This is a genomic window from Streptosporangium sp. NPDC049376 (assembly GCF_044466505.1).
In the GTDB taxonomy this organism is placed as follows: domain Bacteria; phylum Actinomycetota; class Actinomycetes; order Streptosporangiales; family Streptosporangiaceae; genus Streptosporangium.
This window is the reverse complement of record NZ_JBITMT010000003.1, coordinates 113,443-131,203: the sequence shown is the minus strand read 5'-3', so window position 1 is coordinate 131,203 and position 17,761 is coordinate 113,443. Positions and strand designations below refer to the sequence as shown.

The 17,761-nt window shown below is 69.7% G+C and carries 18 protein-coding genes; 9 read left to right on the top strand and 9 right to left on the bottom strand.

What is annotated here, in order from left to right:
• Positions 1–4: 4 nt before the first annotated feature.
• Positions 5–4,183: a HAMP domain-containing protein gene (locus ACIBVQ_RS10295; protein WP_352011095.1), complete on the top strand. Its 4,179-nt coding sequence runs from the start codon at positions 5–7 to the stop codon at positions 4,181–4,183.
• A complete protein-coding gene (locus tag ACIBVQ_RS10290) occupies positions 4,184–4,816 on the top strand; it encodes a response regulator (RefSeq protein ID WP_352011096.1) in 633 nt (210 codons plus the stop codon).
• Positions 4,817–4,904: 88 nt separating this feature from the next.
• Here the strand turns inward: ACIBVQ_RS10290 and ACIBVQ_RS10285 are convergent, their stop codons facing one another.
• A complete protein-coding gene (locus ACIBVQ_RS10285; protein WP_399176845.1) occupies positions 4,905–6,116 on the bottom strand; it encodes an NYN domain-containing protein in 1,212 nt (403 codons plus the stop codon).
• Positions 6,117–6,404: 288 nt separating this feature from the next.
• On the opposite strand from ACIBVQ_RS10285, the gene pyrE reads away from it, so the two are divergent.
• Entirely contained in the window at positions 6,405–6,941 is a 537-nt protein-coding gene (gene pyrE / locus ACIBVQ_RS10280) for an orotate phosphoribosyltransferase (protein ID WP_362777740.1), read from the top strand.
• On the opposite strand, the gene ACIBVQ_RS10275 is transcribed toward pyrE, so the two are convergent.
• Together ACIBVQ_RS10275 and ACIBVQ_RS10270 are read right to left on the bottom strand one after the other, a co-directional pair.
• On the bottom strand, positions 6,942–7,349 hold the full coding sequence (locus ACIBVQ_RS10275; protein WP_352011099.1) for a hypothetical protein: 408 nt from the start codon (positions 7,347–7,349) through the stop codon (positions 6,942–6,944).
• Between the two features lie 88 nt (positions 7,350–7,437).
• On the bottom strand, positions 7,438–8,157 hold the full coding sequence (locus ACIBVQ_RS10270) for a VTT domain-containing protein (protein ID WP_352011100.1): 720 nt from the start codon (positions 8,155–8,157) through the stop codon (positions 7,438–7,440).
• 167 nt (positions 8,158–8,324) lie between these two features.
• On the opposite strand from ACIBVQ_RS10270, the gene fbaA reads away from it, so the two are divergent.
• Entirely contained in the window at positions 8,325–9,347 is a 1,023-nt protein-coding gene (fbaA, locus tag ACIBVQ_RS10265; protein ID WP_352011101.1) for a class II fructose-bisphosphate aldolase, read from the top strand.
• A gap of 228 nt (positions 9,348–9,575) precedes the next feature.
• Here fbaA and ACIBVQ_RS10260 read toward each other — a convergent pair whose 3' ends face one another.
• Genes ACIBVQ_RS10260 through ACIBVQ_RS10245 form a run of 4 tightly spaced genes read right to left on the bottom strand, consistent with a single transcriptional unit; the run spans position 9,576 to position 12,527 of the window.
• A complete protein-coding gene (locus tag ACIBVQ_RS10260) occupies positions 9,576–10,250 on the bottom strand; it encodes an NAD(P)-dependent oxidoreductase (protein ID WP_399176841.1) in 675 nt (224 codons plus the stop codon).
• Complete coding sequence (locus ACIBVQ_RS10255; protein WP_399176839.1) at positions 10,247–11,068, bottom strand: SGNH/GDSL hydrolase family protein; 822 nt, start codon at positions 11,066–11,068, stop codon at positions 10,247–10,249. Before ACIBVQ_RS10255 ends, ACIBVQ_RS10260 begins: the two co-directional genes overlap by 4 nt.
• Positions 11,065–11,775, bottom strand: a complete 711-nt coding sequence (locus ACIBVQ_RS10250) for a hypothetical protein (RefSeq protein WP_362912334.1) — start codon at positions 11,773–11,775, stop codon at positions 11,065–11,067. The genes ACIBVQ_RS10255 and ACIBVQ_RS10250 overlap by 4 nt, the downstream gene beginning before the upstream one ends.
• A complete protein-coding gene (locus tag ACIBVQ_RS10245; RefSeq protein ID WP_399176837.1) occupies positions 11,772–12,527 on the bottom strand; it encodes an SDR family NAD(P)-dependent oxidoreductase in 756 nt (251 codons plus the stop codon). Before ACIBVQ_RS10245 ends, ACIBVQ_RS10250 begins: the two co-directional genes overlap by 4 nt.
• 68 nt (positions 12,528–12,595) lie before the next feature.
• Here ACIBVQ_RS10245 and ACIBVQ_RS10240 point away from each other — a divergent pair, with 68 nt between their 5' ends.
• The 3 genes from ACIBVQ_RS10240 (at position 12,596) to ACIBVQ_RS10230 (ending at position 14,971) form a co-directional block, all read left to right on the top strand.
• Positions 12,596–13,084 carry a MarR family transcriptional regulator gene (locus tag ACIBVQ_RS10240; RefSeq protein ID WP_362777731.1) on the top strand — a complete coding sequence of 163 codons (489 nt, stop codon included), beginning with the start codon at positions 12,596–12,598 and terminating at the stop codon, positions 13,082–13,084.
• Positions 13,085–13,157: 73 nt separating this feature from the next.
• Positions 13,158–13,574 (top strand): DUF3151 domain-containing protein, encoded by a 417-nt coding sequence (locus ACIBVQ_RS10235; RefSeq protein WP_399176834.1) that lies wholly within the window; start codon positions 13,158–13,160, stop codon positions 13,572–13,574.
• 113 nt (positions 13,575–13,687) lie between these two features.
• On the top strand, positions 13,688–14,971 hold the full coding sequence (locus tag ACIBVQ_RS10230; protein WP_399176832.1) for an adenylosuccinate synthase: 1,284 nt from the start codon (positions 13,688–13,690) through the stop codon (positions 14,969–14,971).
• A 94-nt stretch (positions 14,972–15,065) separates the two neighbouring features.
• On the opposite strand, the gene ACIBVQ_RS10225 is transcribed toward ACIBVQ_RS10230, so the two are convergent.
• Entirely contained in the window at positions 15,066–15,464 is a 399-nt protein-coding gene (locus ACIBVQ_RS10225; RefSeq protein WP_352011109.1) for a nuclear transport factor 2 family protein, read from the bottom strand.
• Between the two features lie 62 nt (positions 15,465–15,526).
• Between ACIBVQ_RS10225 and ACIBVQ_RS10220 the strand changes: the two genes are divergently transcribed.
• Positions 15,527–16,024: a helix-turn-helix domain-containing protein gene (locus tag ACIBVQ_RS10220; protein ID WP_352011110.1), complete on the top strand. Its 498-nt coding sequence runs from the start codon at positions 15,527–15,529 to the stop codon at positions 16,022–16,024.
• 5 nt (positions 16,025–16,029) lie between these two features.
• Here the strand turns inward: ACIBVQ_RS10220 and ACIBVQ_RS10215 are convergent, their stop codons facing one another.
• Positions 16,030–16,614: an HD domain-containing protein gene (locus ACIBVQ_RS10215; RefSeq protein ID WP_362777720.1), complete on the bottom strand. Its 585-nt coding sequence runs from the start codon at positions 16,612–16,614 to the stop codon at positions 16,030–16,032.
• 121 nt (positions 16,615–16,735) lie between these two features.
• On the opposite strand from ACIBVQ_RS10215, the gene ACIBVQ_RS10210 reads away from it, so the two are divergent.
• The gene (locus ACIBVQ_RS10210; RefSeq protein WP_399176828.1) at positions 16,736–17,716 is read left to right on the top strand and encodes a GlxA family transcriptional regulator; all 981 of its coding nucleotides are present in this window, start codon (positions 16,736–16,738) and stop codon (positions 17,714–17,716) included.
• Positions 17,717–17,761: the final 45 nt, after the last annotated feature.

Below are 17,761 nucleotides of genomic sequence, written 5' to 3'. Positions count from 1 at the left end.
TCTCATGACCACGGCCAACACCGTGTCTGGCGTCGAAGAACGACGGTACACCGAATCGGACCTGCAGCCGATTCTCCAGACACTGATCACCTGGCGCGATGGCGATTTCCGCCGCCGGGTGCCGCATGCCCCGCCGGGCATCCTGAGCGAGATCCGCCTGCTGCTCAACGAGGTGGCCGACCGCCGTGAGCACCTCGCGAACGAGTTGCACCGGGTGCGCCGGGAGGTGGTGCGGGAGGGCCGCTTCGGTGAACGTCTCTCCCCCGGCCCCGGGGTCGGTTCGTGGACGGAGAGCGTCGATTCGGTGAACGCTCTGATCGACGCGTTGGTCGGCCCGGTCAGCGGGGCCGCGGACGTGATCGACGCGGTGGCCAAGGGCGACCTGTCGCGCAGGATCGACCTGGTTCGCGGTTCCCGGGGCGAGGTGCGCCGCCTCGGCAAGGCGATCAACGGCATGGTCGACCAGCTCTCGCTGTTCACCTCGGAGGTGACCCGGGTCGCGCGCGAGGTCGGCACCGAGGGTCGTCTGGGCGGCCGGGCGAACGTGCGGGGCATGTCGGGCAGCTGGAAGGACCTGACCGAGGCCGTGAACACGATGTCCAGCCGCGTCTCGGCGCAGGTGCGTGACATCGCGCTGGTCACGACGGCGGTCGCGAAGGGCGACCTGAGCCGCAAGGTCACCGTCGACGCGGTCGGCGAGATGTTCGAGCTGAAGACCACGGTCAACACGATGGTCGACCAGCTCTCGGCGTTCGCCGAGGAGGTCACCAGGGTGGCCCGTGAGGTCGGCACCGAGGGTGAGCTGGGCGGTCAGGCGCAGGTCCGCGGGGTCTCCGGCGTCTGGAAGGACCTCACCGACAACGTCAACTTCATGGCGGGCAACCTGACGACGCAGGTCCGCGCGATCGCCTCCGTCGCCACGGCGGTGGCGCAGGGCGACCTGTCGAAGAAGATCACCGCCGACGCCCAGGGTGAGATCCTCCAGCTCAAGGACACCCTCAACACGATGGTGGACCAGCTGTCCATGTTCGCCGACGAGGTCACCCGCGTCGCCCGCGAAGTGGGCACCGAGGGGCAGCTCGGCGGCCAGGCCCGCGTCCGAGGCGTCTCCGGCGTCTGGAAGGACCTCACTGACAACGTCAACTTCATGGCGAACAACCTGACCTACCAGGTCCGCAACATCGCCGAGGTCACCACCGCCGTCGCCAACGGCGACCTGACCAGGAAGATCGACGTCGACGCCCAGGGCGAGATCCTGGCGCTGAAGACCACCATCAACACCATGGTCGACCAGCTGTCCTCCTTCGCCTCCGAGGTGAGCCGGGTGGCGCGCGAGGTCGGCACCGAGGGGCAGCTCGGCGGTCAGGCACAGGTTCCCGGCATCTCGGGCACCTGGAAGGACCTGACGGACAACGTCAACGTCATGGCCAACAACCTCACCACGCAGGTCCGGCAGATCGCGGCCGTCTCGACCGCGGTGGCGCAGGGCAACCTGTCCAAGAAGATCACCGCCGACGCCCAGGGCGAGATCCTCCAGCTCAAGGACACCCTCAACACGATGGTGGACCAGCTGTCCATGTTCGCCGACGAGGTCACCCGCGTCGCCCGCGAGGTCGGCACCGAGGGGCAACTCGGCGGCCAGGCCCGCGTCCGCGGCGTCTCCGGCGTCTGGAAGGACCTCACCGACAACGTCAACTCGATGGCGAACAACCTGACCTACCAGGTCCGCAACATCGCCGAGGTCACCACCGCCGTCGCCAACGGCAACCTCACCCGCAAGATCGACGTGAACGCCCAGGGCGAGATCCTGGCGCTGAAGACCACCATCAACACCATGGTCGACCAGCTGTCCTCCTTCGCCTCAGAGGTCACCCGGGTCGCCCGTGAGGTGGGTTCGGAGGGCAAGCTCGGCGGCCAGGCCCGGGTCGAGGGCGTCGAGGGCATCTGGCGGCGGCTCACCGAGAACGTCAACGAGCTCGCGGGCCGCCTGACCACGCAGGTCCGCGCGATCGCCGAGGTCACCACGGCCGTGGCCAGGGGTGACCTGACCCGTTCGATCACCGTGGACGCCGGGGGTGAGATCGGCGAGCTGAAGGACAACATCAACACGATGGTGTCCAACCTGCGCGACACCACGAAGGCCAATCAGGAGCAGGACTGGCTGAAGTCCAACCTGGCCAGGATCTCGCGTCTGATGCAGGGCCACCGCGACCTGATGGAGGTCGCCAGGCTGATCATGAGCGAGCTGACCCCGCTGGTCGCGGCCCACTACGGCGCCTTCTACCTCGCCGACCCGTCCGGTGACCACGACCTGCACCTGATCGCCGGGTACGGCGCCCGCCCGGGTTCGCGGATCAGGCAGCGCTTCGCGACCGGCGAGGGCATCGTAGGGCAGGCCGCCATGGACGGCAAGGGCATCTTCCTGGGAGAGGTGCCCGCCCGATATCTGACCGTGGACACCGGGTTGAGCAGTTCGGTGCCCGCCCAGATCATCGTGTTGCCCGTCCTGTTCGAGACGCAGGTCCTGGGAGTGCTCGAACTGGCCTCCTTCAGCCAGTTCAGTGAGATACACCATGACTTCATGAACCAGCTCGTCGAGACAATCGGCGTCACGATGAACACGATCATCGCCAACTCCCGGACGCAGGACCTGCTGACCGAGTCGCAGCGCCTGACCACCGAGCTCCGTGAACGCTCCGACGAGCTCCAGCGCCAGCAGGAGGAGCTGCGCCGCTCCAACGCCGAGCTTGAGGACAAGGCCGCCCTGCTGGCCAAGCAGAACCGCGCCATCGAGATCCAGAACTTCCAGATCGAGCAGGCGCGCCGTACGTTGGAGGAACGGGCCGAGCAGCTGGCGGTCTCCTCCCGCTACAAGACCGAGTTCCTGGCCAACATGTCCCACGAGCTGCGCACCCCGCTGAACAGCCTGCTGGTGCTGGCCAAACTGCTCACCGAGAACGCCGAGGGCAACCTCACCGTGCAGCAGGTCGAGTTCGCCAAGACCATCCACGGCGCGGGTTCCGCCCTGCTCCAGCTGATCAACGACATCCTCGACCTGTCGAAGGTCGAGGCGGGGCGGATGGACATCCATCCGCAGCGCATCTCGCTGCCCAAGCTCGTCGACTACTTCGAGGCCACCTTCGCCCCGCTGGCTCAGGACAAGGGGCTGTCGTTCGCGGTCGAGGTCGACCCCTCGGTCCCGCAGGAGCTGCGCACCGACGAGCAGCGCCTGCAGCAGGTGCTGCGCAACCTGCTGTCCAACGCGATCAAGTTCACCCCCAAGGGCGAGGTACGGCTGCGCGTCGTCCGCGCCCCCTCGAACGTCCCCTACGTCGACGACACCCTGCGTGGCGCCGAGGGCACCCTGGCCTTCGAGGTGATCGACACCGGCATCGGCATCGCCGCCGACAAGCTGGAGTTCATCTTCGAGGCGTTCCGGCAGGCCGACGGGACGACCAGCCGCAAGTACGGCGGCACCGGCCTCGGTCTGTCGATCTGCCGGGAGATCGCCCGCCTGCTCGGCGGTGAGATCCACGTCGCCAGCGAGGTCGGGCAGGGCAGCACCTTCACGCTGTACCTCCCGCCCTCCTACGTCGGCCCGCTGGCCTCACGGGACGGCGGCGCCGCCGTCTCCGAGACGCTGCCGCGCGGCCAGACGATCGTGGGGGTGGCCGAGGAGCCCGAGGAGCTGCCCGAGATCCCGATGCCGGAGGAGATGCCGGTCTCGCACTTCCCGAAGCAGGAGACCAAGACGTGGAAGGGCGACGATCCGCTCACCGGGACCAAGATCCTGATCGTGGACGACGACATCCGCAACGTGTTCGCGCTGACCAGCGTGCTCGAACGGCACGGCGCCACGGTCGTCTTCGCGGAGAACGGCCGTGAGGGCATCGAGCAGCTCGAACGCAACGAGGACGTCGCCCTCGTGCTGATGGACATCATGATGCCCGAGATGGACGGTTGGGCGACCACGTCGGCGATCCGCCGGATGCCCCAGTTCGCCGAGTTGCCGATCATCGCGCTGACCGCCAAGGTCATGCGCGGCGACCGGGAGAAGAGCATAGCCTCGGGTGCCTCGGATTACGTTCCCAAGCCCGTGGACGTCGACCGGCTACTGGAACGGCTGCGCGGCTGGCTCACCAGGGGCAGGCCGGCGGACGACTCCAACGAAGGGGCACAGTAGATGGCGGACCGCGCCAAGATCCTCCTGGTCGACGACCGGGAGGAGAACCTCATCGCGCTTGAGGCGATCCTCAGTTCGCTCGATCTGGTGCCCGTACGGGCCAGATCGGGAGAGGAGGCGTTGAAGGCCCTGCTCAACACGGAGTTCGCACTGATCCTGCTGGATGTGCGAATGCCCGGCATGGATGGGTTCGAGACCGCCTCGCACATCAAGCGCCGTGAGCGTACCCGCAACATCCCCATCATCTTCCTGACGGTGGTGGACAGCGCCCCCGACTACGCCTTCCGCAGTTACGCGGCCGGGGCGGTCGACTATCTCACCAAGCCGTTCGACCCCTGGGTGTTGCGGGCCAAGGTCGCGGTCTTCGTCGAGCTGTACAACATGAACCGCCGTCTGGCCGAGCAGGCCTTCATGCTCCGTGACCGGCTGGCCTCCGAGATCCCCTCGGGGGAGGCCGACGTCCATACGGCCGTGCTGCCGGAGCTGTCCGGGCGGCTGACGGCCGTTGAGGAGGAGCTCGCCCGGGTCGTCGAGCTGGCCCGCAAGGGCGGCGACCCGAACCTCGTCGGCCCCCTGTCCGACCTCTCCCACCGTCTCAACCATCTCAGGGCAGGTTTCGACGCCCTCTCCTGACACGGAGCATGAGGCCGCCGGGGACCTTCCCCGGCGGCCTCACCGTTTTCAGGCGACGGCTTTCACGCGGCGGCCCCGGGGCCCGGGACTAGCGGCGGGCTCGTTCCAGGGCGTCCCAGAAGCCCCGGCGCAGGGCGTGACGGACCTCGTCGTGCAGCAGGAAGTCGATCGGCAGGGAGGAGCCCTGCAGGAGACGGGCCTCAAGGTCGGAGGGCATCCGCGGCTTGCGGGCGAGCACGGCCTCAAGCCACAGGGCCGGGGCGTCCTTGGCGACGGACTCGCCGAAGTCGTATCCCTCCTTGTGCGCGGCCTTCACCGCCTCGGAGAGGGTGGTCGTGCCGTTGCCGCCCGTGCTCTGCTGCGGGACGGGCGCGGGGTGCGGCCCGGTGTAGGCGCCCATCTGACCCGGCCGGTAGGCCGAGGGCCCGCCGGTGCCCGCCGAGCCGTACGGCGACTGCGGCGAGCCCGCCGAACCGCCCTGGCCGGACGAGGCGGGCGGGGCCGGAGCCTGCTGCTGCGGCTGGGGCTGCGGTTGCGACTGGGGGACGGGCGGCGCCGGGGGCGCGGGCGGAGGCGGCTCGGTCGAGTAGCCGGGATAGGTGGGCAGCGCGTGGGCGGCCCGCGAGGGCGGGACGGCGGGCATGGGGCCGGTCTGCGAGGGCCCGGTGCCGAGGGAGACCACGGGGGTCTGCCCGTTCGCACTCGTCCTGCCGCCGGTGGGCAGCGCGGGGGTCTCGGTCGTCGCCGAGGTCACCGCGGGGGTGACCGTGACGCCGACCGAGACGCTCGACGTCACGGTGACGTACGGTCTCAGATGGGAGGCGCTGATCTCGATCAGGTCGTCGCACTCCTGGCGGAGCGAGCGCGAGACGGCCCAGCTGCCGTCCGCGGTGATGTGCACGACGGTGACCCGGACCCCGAAGTCCTGGGCGTCGCACACGACCTGGGCCAGGTCCTCGTCGCCGCTGACCACGACCGCGTCGCAGACCGCGCCGTTGCGTGCCAGGGTCATCAGGTCGCGGTGGACCTGGGCGTCCACACCCTCGCGGCGGCCGGGACGGATGCGGGACAGACGAAGCTTGAGCCCGGGAAGGTCGGCCAGCGCGTCATGCTCGGGAGTGCGACGGCCCTCGACGGTGGCCTCGTACCAGTAGCAGCGCAGCAGCGGCAGACCGGTGCGTTCCCTGGAGAGTTCGTTGAGCAGGGAGAGCAGTCCCCGGTAGTCCCACGAGACCTCCTCCCGATGACGGGTACTGTGCACCGCCATAGCGCCGTCGGCCAGCAGATATCCAGCGTCCACGAAAAGCGCGCAGCGATCCACGCGAAACCGCCCTTTCTTGCGTGGCCCGGCCCTTCCGGCTCACAAACGCCTGAAAGAACCCCTTGAGAGACCAGAACAGGCGGCCCTTTCTCAGGGTAATCAAGCCGCTGATCGTCCGAGGGTGAATCCCGACGATTCGACCCGCGCATGACCATACGCCGGAGGGTTTACGCAGACCGTACCAGTTTGTCCCGTTCTTGAGGCCCCCGCGGCACGTGGATTCGCCCGCCGCACAAGGCTCTCGGCGGCCACCCTAACCTTGTTGCCATGAGCGATCGCGAGAACCTGCTGACCGAGATCAAGGACAAGGGCGTCGTGCACGGAAAGGTCGTGCTGTCCTCCGGCAAGGAGGCCGACTTCTACGTGGACATGCGCAGGGTGACCCTCGACGGGCACGCGGCGCCGCTGGTCGGCCGGGTCATGCTGGACCTCACGGAGGACCTCGACTACGAGGCCGTCGGCGGGCTGACGCTGGGCGCCGACCCGGTGGCCACGGCCATGCTGCACGCCGCGGCGGCGCGGGGCCGCAGGCTCGACGCCTTCGTCGTCCGCAAGGCGCAGAAGGCGCACGGCATGCAGCGCAGGATCGAGGGGCCGGACGTGGCCGGGCGGCGGGTGCTGGCCGTCGAGGACACCTCGACGACCGGTGGTTCCCCGCTGACGGCGGTCGAGGCGCTGCGCGAGGCGGGCGCCGAGGTCGTCGCGGTCGCCACGATCGTGGACCGTGGCGCGGCCTCGGCGATCGCCGCCGCCGGCCTGCCGTACCTGACCGCCTACACCCTCGGGGACCTCGGCCTGGCCTGATCAGTCACGGGAGACGGTGAACTCCTGGCGCTTCCCCGGACTGCCCGGGGGGCGCTCCTCCCCGTTCACCAGCACCTTGACCGAGGCGGAGTCGGCCAGCACCACTTCGAGCTTCCGCTCGAAGGAACGGACCTGCTCGCCGTCGTCCATCTCCCGGTTGATCAGCACGTCGCCCCCGGCCTCCTTCAGGAAGACCGTGGGGCAACGTTCCCGCACACACCGCACCACGACCGTGGGCACCCGCCGCGGCGAGGCGGCGGAGGGCTCAGGGGACGGCGGAGTGACGGTCGGCGTCGGCTTCGGGGCCGCGACGGAGAGCGCTCCCGACAGGGACCTGACGCCGATCACGACCAAGGCGACGAGCGCCAGCACCGCCAGAGCCGCGAGGCCGAGGCGCGCTATACCCATCGGATCAGACCTGTGGCGTCCCACAGTGTGGAGAGTAGCGGCAGGCAGCGGACCTGGGAGGGGCTTCGGCCGGACTGAGGAAGAACGGTCAGAGACCGGGCTCACCAGGGGTGCCGGTCGGCGCGCCCCGGTGGTGCCTGCCCTGCGGAGTCTGTACGGCCTTGCCCTCCTTGCGGCTCTTCAGGACCTCCCGAATGATCGGGATGACGGACAGCAGGATGATCACAAGGGCGCCCGGCAGGATGTACCTGTCGACATTGGGCACCGCGGAGCCGACCAGGCGGCCGAAGATCAACAGGCTGTCGGTCCACAGCACGGCGCCGACGCAGTTCCACAGGAAGAACCGCTTGGCGTCCATGCCGAGCGTGCCCGCGACGGGGTTCAGGAACGTCCGCACGATCGGGATGAACCTGGCGATGACCACCGCCCTGGCCGGGCCGAACCGCTGGAAGTAGTATTCGGCCTTCTCCACGTACTCCCGCTTGAAGAGCCGGGAGTCGGGCCGGTCGAACATCTTGCGGCCGTATCTGGCGCCGAGGTGGTGGCCGAGCTGGGCCCCCACGATCGCGCAGAGGGGAGCCAGGACGAGCAGCACCGGGAACGAGAGCGGTTCCAGGCCGGGTATGGCCTTGGCCGCCTCGGCCGTGCTGAACACCCCCGCCGCGACGAGCAGCGAGTCACCTGGCAGGAAGAAGCCGAGCAGCAGCCCGGTCTCGGCGAAGATGATGCCGAGCACGCCGATGGTGGCGAACGGGCCGAGAAGGCCGAGCCACCACTTCGGGTCGAGGATGTTATGCAGGAGGTCCATCGGCGTGAAGCCTACCCGGGCAAAGCCCCCGGATCGAGAGATCTTCGCGGGCACAAGTGTTGCCCGGACTGTCCGGCTGGGAAGGAACCCGGAATACTGGCTGAGGGCCTGGCCCCGGCCGGACCCCGCGCCAGCAGTTCACCGCCGTCTCTAGGGAGATGACACCGATGCCCATCGCGACTCCAGAGGTCTACGCCGAGATGCTCAACCGGGCCAAGGCCGGTGAGTTCGCCTACCCGGCGATCAACGTGACCTCGTCCCAGACCCTCAACGCCGCGCTCAGAGGGTTCGCCGAGGCGGAGAGCGACGGCATCATCCAGGTTTCGACCGGTGGCGCCGAATTCCTCTCCGGAACCACCGTCAAGGACATGGTGACCGGCGCGACCGCGCTGGCGGAGTACGCCAGGGTCGTCGCGGCCAAGTACCCCGTGACGGTCGCCCTGCACACCGACCACTGCCCCAAGGACAAGCTCCCCGGCTTCGTGCGGCCGCTGCTGGACATCTCCCTCGAACGCGTCGCCCGCGGCCAGGACCCGTTGTTCCAGTCGCACATGTGGGACGGCTCCGCCGTACCGCTTGAGGAGAACCTGGACATCGCGCAGGAGCTGCTGGACAAGACCGCCCGCGCGAAGATCGTCCTTGAGGTGGAGATCGGCGTCGTCGGCGGCGAGGAGGACGGCGTCGTCGGAGAGATCAACGAGAAGCTCTACACCACGGCCGAGGACGCCCTGGCCACCGCCGACGCCCTCGGTCTGGGCGAGCGGGGCCGCTACATGCTGGCGGCGACCTTCGGCAACGTGCACGGCGTCTACAAGCCGGGCCACGTCAAGCTCCGTCCCGGCGTGCTGAAGGAGATCCAGGAGGCCGTCGGCACGAAGTACGGCAAGGAGAAGCCCTTCGACCTGGTCTTCCACGGCGGTTCCGGTTCGCTGCTCGAAGAGATCCACGAGGCGATCTCGTACGGCGTGATCAAGATGAACATCGACACCGACACGCAGTACGCCTTCACCCGCCCGATCGCCGACCACATGTTCAAGAACTACGACGGCGTGCTCAAGGTGGACGGCGACGTCGGCAACAAGAAGGCCTACGACCCCCGTTCGTACGGCAAGGCGGCCGAGACCTCCATGGCGGACCGTATCGCCGAGGCCTGCCGGCACCTGAAGTCCGCGGGCACCAGGCTCACCTGAGCCTGGGCCTGAGTCCTTCGAGCCCGGGTCCGCGTTCGGACCCGGGCTTCTCTCGTCCGGAGATCCCGGCGGCCCGCCCCGTCCGGAGGCCCTGACCGGCCGCTTCGTTCGGAGGCTCCGGCGGGTCACCTCGTTCGGAGATCCCGGCGGCCCGCCTCGTTCGGGGTTGACGGCGGGCCGCCGGGAAACCGTTTCCGGCCCACCCCCGTCGTGGGGCCGGACACCGGGTCACGAGCCGACCTCGACCGTCCTTCCCCAGGTCTCCCGGTCCTCGACGTGCCCGATCATGTAGTCGGCCAGGTCCGCCCTGGAGACGCTGCGCAGCCCCTCCAGGTGGCCGTCGATCGCGGCGCGGGGGTGCCCGGTCGCCGGTTTGTCGGTGAGCATGGGCGGGCGGATGATCGTCCAGTCCACGGAGCCCGCCTTGACGAGGCGTTCCATGGCGGCCATGTCGGCGTAGCCGTACCGGTAGAGGCGCTGGATGACAAGCCTGGTGACCAGGCGCTGGGCCAAGGGGGTTCCCGGTGGGATCTCCAGGCCCGCGGACGACAGGCACAGCAGCCGCCGTACCCCGGTGCCGAGCATGGCGTCGATGATGTTGGACGTGCCCCGCGAGTAGACGGTCGTGGGGTGTTTGCGGTCCCTGCTGCCCAGGCAGGACAGGACCGCGTCGTGGCCGCCGACGTCCTGCCGCCATGTCGCGGGTTCCAGGACGTCGCCCCGGATCACGGTCAGCCGGGGGCCCCCACCCACAGCACCACCGACAGCCCCACCCACGGCACCGCCCGCGCCGAGCCTCGCCGGGTCCCGCACGACGGCGGTGACGTCGTGACCGGCGTCGAGGGCCCGGACCACGACCTGCAGGCCGGTGCCGCCCGTCGCGCCGAAGACGATCAGCTTCACGTGAGGTCCGCGAGGGTCTCGACCACGGCGACGGCCAGGGCCCGCTGGCCCGCGAGGGACAGGTGCACCCCGTCGTCGAGGTGGGCGTGGGCGCCCTCCTTCGCGACGGCGGAGCCGCCGCCGACCACGGGCTCCGGCTGGGCGGCCAGGAAGGCGCCCACGGGGTCGAGGTCGCGGTCGCTCCAGGAGAAGCCGCCCTGCAGGAACGGCTGGTAGGCCGCGACCCGCGCGTCGTCGATCGGGCTCGGCGCGACCCACACCCAGCGGGCGCCGGTGCGCGCGGTGACGATGTCGCGCAGCGCTCCCAGGTTGCGGCCGGTCTCGGCGGGGCTGACCAGGATCGGCCCCTCGGGGCCGCCGAAGCGCCGCACGTCGTTGGCACCCAGCATGCACAGCACCCAGTCGGGCCGCTGGAAGGCAACCGCGGGCGAGCCGGCCAGGGCCTGGGTGCTCGTCTGCCCGGAGACGGCCGTGTTCACCAGGACGATCCCGTCGCCGGGACGCCGCAGGGCGAGGAGGTGGCGCAGGATCTCGAACCAGGACAGCAGGTCGTCGGTCGTGCTCTCGCCGACGGCCACGACGCGGCGGCCTGGCTCGAAGGGCAGCCTGTCCACCTTCGCGGCGAACGCCGGGTCGTCGAGCAGTTCCTCCGCCGTCCGGCGCACCTGGTCCTCGTGGTCACGGCGTATCCGCAGGTAGGCGTCCTCGTCGAGACCGAAGAGCGCGGCGACGCGGGTGTCGTCGAGCCCGCCGAGATAGCCGAGGACCTTCTCCGGGTGCTGGAACCTGATGAGCTTTTCGAGTATCGCGGTGTTCACGGGGTCTCCTTCGTGACGGTCGGGCGGCCGTTGCCGCGGGTCCGAGTGCGGGGCAGCAGGAATCCGGCGGCCACCAGCCAGGCCATGCCGCCGAAACGGGCCACGGGCAGCAGTACGGCCAGCCCGGTCAGCGGGATGACGAGGGTGGTCAGCTCGGCCACCACGGCGATCACCAGGCCGGCCAGCGCGAACGGGCGCGGCAGCAGCCCGGCCAGCCAGCCCGGTACGGCGACGCCCGCGATGAGCAGTCCCAGGAAGACGACGTGCCCGACGCCGCCGGCGGCGAAGGCCAGGAAGTGCAGCGCGCGGACCACACCGGGCTCCGCGATCACCTCGGGGCGCGAGAGCGTCCAGCTGAACAGCGCGGACATGGTCAGCATGACCGAGGCGAGCGCGCCGCCTGTCAGGGCGATGACGGCGCCGGGCGCGCGGACGCCGAGGTTGTGCAGCCGGGCCGAGGCGGTCGCGGCGTAGACGGCCAGCGGGACCGAGGCGGCGAACTGCAGGAACCCGGTCACCGCGACGGCGTTGCCGTTCTCCCTGAAGTAGTCGACGGCCCCGTCCCCGAAGGGCGAGGGGAAGGTCGCGCCGCCCGCCATGATCGTGCTGACGATGATCCCGGCCAGGAACAGCACGGTGAACACGACGCCGAGGACGCCCAGCGGAGGGCCGCCCTGGCCGTTGCGCCGTACGGTCGTCTCGCTCACACGATCACCCGGCCGCCGGTCAGGTCGAGGGCGACCCCGGTCACCCAGGACGAGGCGTCCGAGACGAGGTACAGGACGGCCTGGGCGACGTCCTCGGGACGCCCGATGCGGCCCAGGGGGTAGGAGGCGGCCAGCCCGTCGAGTTGCTCGTCGGACATGAACCGCCGCATGCGTTCGTTGAGCACGGCCGAGGGGGCCACGCAGTTGACGCGGACGCCGTGGCCGCCGACCTCGTTGGCCAGGTGTTTGGTGAACATCACCACCCCGGCCTTCGCGGCGGCGTAGGCGGCGTTCGCCCCGCCGGGGTGGCGTCCCGCCGTCGAGGACATGGTGACGATCGCGCCCCGGCCCCGCTCGACCATGGCGGGCAGGAATGCGGAGACCGTCAGGTAGACCGAGGTCAGGTCGGACTCGATGACCGCGCGCCAGCGGGCGGCCCCGAGATCGGCCGTGGGGGCGGGTGCCCCGGAGCCGCCCGCGAAGGCGGCGAGGATCTCGACCTGCCCGAGCTCTCGTTCGATCCGCTCGCGCATGGCCGACACCTGGTCCTCGTCGGTGACGTCCGCGGGTACGGCAAGCGCCGTACCTCCCCGTGCGGTGATGTCGGCGACGACCTCGTCGATCGCCGCCCGGTCGCGGCCGTTCACCGCGACCTTCGCGCCGCTGGCCGCCAGGACACGGGAGGTCTCGGCACCGATCCCCCGTGAGCCGCCGGTCACCAGCGCGACCCTGCCCGTCATGTCGTGGGACACGCTCTTCTCCGTTCTCTTTATTGAACTATTCATAGCAGAGAACTATTCACTACAGCTACCATCGCTCCATGACCACAGAGGAGCACGACAGCGGGACGGCGCCATGGTCGAAGCCCAGGGGCACCGCGTTCCTGCTCTCGCAGGTGGGCGCGCACGCGGCGGCGCGCTTCGCCGAGCGGGTCGGCGCCCTGGGCGTCGCCCCCTCGGACGTCGGTCTGCTGCGCATGATCGCCATGCGCCCCGGACGCAGCCAGCAGTCCCTGGCCGGGGAGCTCGGGGTCGTGCCCAGCCGGGTCGTCACGCTGGTCGACGGCCTGGAGCGCAAGGGGCTCGTCGAACGGCGGCGCAACCCCCAGGACCGCCGCAACTACGCCCTGTACCTCACCGAGGAGGGCTCACGCGTGATGGCCGGGATGCGCGAGGTGGGCACCGCGCACGAGAACGACATCTGCGCCGCCCTCGACGAGGCCCAGCGTGAGCAGCTCGCCGCCCTCCTGGAGGCCGTCGCCGTACAGCAGGGCCTCACCCCCGGAGTCCATCCGGGCTACCGCCGCTGAGTCCGCAGAAGTAAGGCACGTCTCAGGCGGCCGATCTTGGCCTGACCCCGTCCCAACGGGTAGGACTGTCCCTATGGAATCCGAGAACCTTCTCGCCGGTCCGCCGCCCACCAGGCTGCCCGACCTGCCCGAGGCCAGGCAGGCGCTGGAGTCCGGCGCCCAGGCCTCAGACGTCGCCGCGCGCTTCCCCGCCTACCCCGCCGCCTGGGGCGCCCTCGCCGACGAGGCGTTCGCCGCCGGACACGCGGTGACCTCCTACGCCTTCGCCAGGGCCGGCTATCACCGCGGCCTCGACCAGCTCCGCAGGGCGGGCTGGAAGGGCCACGGTCCCATCCCCTGGGAACACGAGCCCAACCGCGGTTTCCTGCGCTGCCTGCACGCTCTGGGCCGCGCGGCCCAGGCCATCGGCGAGAAGGACGAGGCGGAACGTTGCCAGCAGTTCCTGAGGGATTCGAGCGCCACCGCCGCCGAGGAACTGAACGGACGCTGACCCGCCAGGAAACGGACAATCCCCATTTCCCACCAGGTCAGGTATTCTCACCTCGCAAGAGCCCCTGTCGCGATTGCGTCAGGGGCTTTGGTTTTTGCGGTTGGAGACTAACGATGCCGGCTGTCGTTCTCGTGGGTGCCCAGTGGGGCGATGAGGGCAAGGGCAAGGCGACCGATCTGCTCGGTGACCAGGTCGACTACGTCGTCAGATACCAGGGTGGCAACAACGCGGGACACACGGTCGTCATCGGCGACCAGAAGTACGCGCTGCATCTGCTGCCGACGGGAGTGCTCTCCCCCAACGTCATCCCGGTGATCGGCAACGGTGTCGTCATCGACCCGGGTGTGCTGCTGAGTGAGATCGACGGCCTCCAGGCCCGTGGCGTCTCCTCGGAGCGTCTGCTCATCTCCGCGAACGCGCATTTGATCATGCCGCACCACAAGGCCCTCGACAAGGTCTCCGAGCGCTACCTCGGCAAGGCCAAGATCGGCACGACCGGCCGCGGCATCGGTCCCGCGTACGGCGACAAGATCTACCGCATGGGCATCCGGGTCCAGGACCTGCTCGACCCGGGCATCCTGCAGAAGAAGATCGAGATCGCCCTGGGTGAGAAGAACCAGATCCTCACCAAGATCTACAACCGTAGGTCCATCGACGCGAACAAGGTCCTCGACGAGTACCTCGGCTACGCCGAGCGTCTCAAGCCGCACATCGCCGACACCTCCCTGATCCTGAACAGGGCCCTCGACGAGAACAAGGTCGTGCTGCTCGAAGGCGGTCAGGGCAACCTGCTCGACATCGACCACGGCACCTACCCCTTCGTCACCTCCTCCTCCCCGACCAGCGGCGGCGCCTGCTCGGGTTCCGGCATCCCGCCGACCCGTCTGACCCGCGTGATCGGCATCCTCAAGGCCTACACGACCCGTGTCGGCTCCGGCCCGTTCCCGACCGAGCTCGACGACGAGATGGGCGACTGGCTGCGCACGACCGGCGGCGAGTACGGCGTGACCACCGGCCGCAACCGCCGTTGTGGCTGGTTCGACGCCGTCATCGCCCGCTACGCCAGCCGGATCAACGGCGTCACCGACTTCTTCCTCACCAAGCTGGACGTCCTGTCCGGCCTCGATCGCATCCCGGTGTGCGTCGCCTACGAGGTGGACGGGGTCCGCTACGACGAGATCCCGATGACCCAGACCGACTTCCACCACGCCAAGCCGATCTACGAGGAGTTCCCCGGCTGGCAGGAGGACATCTCCGGCGCCAAGTCCTTCGAGGACCTGCCCGCCAACGCCCAGGCGTACGTCAAGACCCTGGAGAGCATGAGCGGTGCCCGCATCTCGGCCATCGGTGTCGGCCCCGGCCGTACCGAGACCCTGCAGGTCCACTCGCTGATCTGATCCCGTACGGCCCGCGGACGCGGGGACGGTGCCCGGCGCCGTCCCCGCGTCGCGTTTCCCTCTCCCTGCCTTCCCGTGCCCCCGCGCCGGGAATTCAGGCCTCGGAACCGCGCAGGGCCGCGTCGAGTTTGAGGGTGTCCTCGACGACGACGTCATCGACCATGCGGCCCCAGCGGAGGGTGACCCACTGCATGGCGAGGTTGCGGTACGGCGTCCCGTCCCGCAGGGTGCCGACGACCTGCAGGCACACCGCGACCTTGGTGTTCCACGGCCAGCCGTTGGCCACGACGTCGACGAGCCTCAGCCGGACCCCGGGCAGACGCTCCTCGAAACGGGCGAACCACGCCCGGAACGCGTCGCGGCCCCGCACGTCCGCGCCCAGCGCCGTGTCCCCGACGAACCGGAAGCGCACATCGGGAGCGGCCATCGCGACCGCCGCCTCGTAGTCGCCCGCGCCCACCTTGCGCCAGGTTCTCCTGACAACGGACCGCACAATAGCGTGATACATGAAGCGCAAGGTATCCTGCTGACTTGCTTTAAGCAAGGGACTCAAATATGACCAGAACGGACTTCACTGGCATCGCATGTTCGATCGCCCGTTCCGCGGCGATCGTGGGTGACCCCTGGGCACTGTTGATCATGCGTGACGTGACGCTCGGCCTGCACAGGTTCGACGACCTCCAGCGCGACCTGGGCGCCGCGACCAACGTGCTGAGCCAGCGTCTCGAACGGCTGGTGGAGGGCGGTCTGCTCCGGCGTGAGCGCTACGCCGAACGGCCCGACCGGTACGGCTACCACCTGACGGACAAGGGCCGGGACCTGGTGCCCGTCCTGCTCGCGCTGACCGCGTGGGGCGACCGCTGGGAGGCCGACGACGCGGGGCCACCGCTGATCGTCCGGCACCACACCTGCGGTGACGACACCCGGGCCACCGTGACCTGCCGGTCGTGCGGCGGCGAACTGACCGCCGACCAGGTCGGCTACCACCCCGGCCCCGGCGGCCGCACGGACCGCGGCACCGCCCTGATCGGCACCGTGCTCGAAAGCCCCTGAGGCGGCTACTCCTCCAGCCTGTCGATCGGATTGGCGCCCATCAGGTCGGTCGCCCCGAGGGCCCGCTCCAGTTCGGCGAAGGAACCCTCCGGGTGCCGTCGGATCTCGCCGAGGAAGCGGTCGCGCATGTGCGAGGCGAAGCCGAGGCGCGGATAGGCCCTCAGGACGCCGGAGAGATCATCCCTCCTGACGTGTTCGTAGCCGAGTCCGCCGACGTCCAGGGCGGCCCCCGCCTGGATCACGCGGTACTCGGGCACCTCCTCGGCGTGGATGTTGGCGTGCCGCAGGATCGCCTCCTCGACCAGGTGGATCCGGTCCGGATCCCAGCCACGCCCTTCGAGGAAGCGGCACGCGTGGTCGGCCCCGACGCGCGCGAACTCCGCCTCGCCCCGGTAGTCCTCGGCCAGGCCGAGGTCGTGGAGCATGGCCGCGACGAAGGCCGCCTCCTCGTCGATCCCGGGTTCGGCGACCAGGTACCGGCCGAAGAGGTAGGTGCGGTAGCTGTGGTTGAGCAGATCCACGGGCTCGGCCTCGGCGGCGAGGGCGACCGCCGCCTGGGCGATGGGCGAGTCGGGAATCGAGGGAATCATCGGGTGCTCCGTACGTCACCGGTGGATGGACGATCACCATCGTCGATCGGCGAAACCGATGTCCGCAAGGACATGCACATGTCATATCCGGCCATCGCATCCGTACGGCAGAGTGGGCACCGTGACTTCGCATCTCGTCGTGATCACCGTGTACGACGGTGTCGAACTGCTCGACGTCGCCGGACCGCTTGAGGTGTTCTCCACCGCCGACCGCCTTCTCGGCGAGGGCGCACCCGGCTACGAGATCGTGGTCGCCGGACCGGAGGCGGGCCTCGTCCGCTGCGCGGGAGGCGCCTCGATCGCCGCCGACGTCTCCTGGACGGAGCTGCGCCGCGAGATCGGGACGTTGATCGTGCCCGGTGGCCTGGTGCTGGACACGACCGGCCCCAGGGTCCTGCGGGCCGAACCGCTCGTCGAGTGGCTCACCACCCTCGCCGACCACGACGTACGGAGGATCACATCGGTCTGCGTCGGGGCCCACATCCTCGCGGCGGCCGGGCTGCTCGACGGACGGCGGGCGACGACGCACTGGGCGGCGGCGGAACGGCTCGCCGCCGACCACCCCGAGGTGACCGTCGCCCCCGACTCGATCTTCGTGCAGGACGGGCGCATCTGGACGTCGGCCGGGGTGACCGCGGGCATGGACCTCGCCCTCGCCCTGGTCGCCGAGGACCACGACGCCGAACTGGCCCGCCAGGTCGCCCGGTGGCTCGTCATGTACATGCGACGGCCCGGCGGGCAGAGCCAGTTCAGCGAACTCCTCGCGCACCCCTCGGCGTCGGACGCCGGGATCGCTCGCCTGCAGGCGTGGATACCGGACCACCTCACCGAGGACCTCTCCAACGAGGCGCTCGCGCGCCGGGCCGGTCTCAGCGTCCGCCACTTCTCACGGCTCTTCCGCCGCCAGGTCGGGGTCACACCCGCCGACTACGTCGAGACGATCCGGGTGGAGGCCGCGGCGCGGCACCTGCTCCACACCGGCAGCGGCCTGCGGACCATCGCGAACACGGTCGGCCTCGGCTCCGTCGAGACACTCCACCGGGTCTTCAGACAGCGCTTCGGCGTCACCCCGACGGACTACCGCGAGCGTTTCACCACCTGAGCATTTCGCCGGATGACATTCTTTTGAATCACGAAGATCGGGCTA

Coding starts and splice junctions, on each gene's coding strand:
- ACIBVQ_RS10295 (WP_352011095.1), top strand. CDS start 5: ATGACCACGGCCAACACCGTGTCTGGCGTCGAAGAACGACGGTACACC.
- ACIBVQ_RS10290 (WP_352011096.1), top strand. CDS start 4,184: ATGGCGGACCGCGCCAAGATCCTCCTGGTCGACGACCGGGAGGAGAAC.
- pyrE (WP_362777740.1), top strand. CDS start 6,405: ATGAGCGATCGCGAGAACCTGCTGACCGAGATCAAGGACAAGGGCGTC.
- ACIBVQ_RS10275 (WP_352011099.1), bottom strand. CDS start 7,349: ATGGGTATAGCGCGCCTCGGCCTCGCGGCTCTGGCGGTGCTGGCGCTC.
- ACIBVQ_RS10270 (WP_352011100.1), bottom strand. CDS start 8,157: ATGGACCTCCTGCATAACATCCTCGACCCGAAGTGGTGGCTCGGCCTT.
- fbaA (WP_352011101.1), top strand. CDS start 8,325: ATGCCCATCGCGACTCCAGAGGTCTACGCCGAGATGCTCAACCGGGCC.
- ACIBVQ_RS10240 (WP_362777731.1), top strand. CDS start 12,596: ATGACCACAGAGGAGCACGACAGCGGGACGGCGCCATGGTCGAAGCCC.
- ACIBVQ_RS10235 (WP_399176834.1), top strand. CDS start 13,158: ATGGAATCCGAGAACCTTCTCGCCGGTCCGCCGCCCACCAGGCTGCCC.
- ACIBVQ_RS10230 (WP_399176832.1), top strand. CDS start 13,688: ATGCCGGCTGTCGTTCTCGTGGGTGCCCAGTGGGGCGATGAGGGCAAG.
- ACIBVQ_RS10220 (WP_352011110.1), top strand. CDS start 15,527: ATGACCAGAACGGACTTCACTGGCATCGCATGTTCGATCGCCCGTTCC.
- ACIBVQ_RS10215 (WP_362777720.1), bottom strand. CDS start 16,614: ATGATTCCCTCGATTCCCGACTCGCCCATCGCCCAGGCGGCGGTCGCC.